This is a genomic window from Staphylococcus pasteuri (genome assembly GCF_030547725.1).
In the GTDB taxonomy this organism is placed as follows: domain Bacteria; phylum Bacillota; class Bacilli; order Staphylococcales; family Staphylococcaceae; genus Staphylococcus; species Staphylococcus pasteuri.
The window spans coordinates 1-270 of record NZ_JAUOQO010000361.1; the positions used below are offsets into that span (position 1 = coordinate 1).

The following is a 270-nucleotide window of genomic DNA, read 5'->3' on the forward strand; positions in this document are numbered from 1 at the left end:
GTTCGGAGGGGATTGGTCAGTATTTGGCATGACCTTTATTGCCTCTGCAGTGGCCATGACATTTCGCCAAGAAATGGCACACCGACACCATAACCCCATTCTGAATTTTGGCATGACCGCATTTGTAGCCACCACCATCGCGGGCTTGGCTGTACGTTATGATATTGGTAATCAACCGCAAACGGTAATGGCTGCTTCTGTGTTACTTCTGGTGCCTGGTTTTCCACTCATTAATGCAGTGTCTGACATGGTAAAAGGGCACATTAGTAT

General features: G+C 47.4%; 1 protein-coding gene. It reads left to right on the forward strand.

The window, feature by feature from the left end; genetic code table 11:
* Positions 1–55: 55 nt before the first annotated feature.
* Positions 56–270: threonine/serine exporter family protein (locus Q4528_RS13995; protein ID WP_303522198.1), on the forward strand; the 215-nt coding region annotated here is incomplete at its 3' end.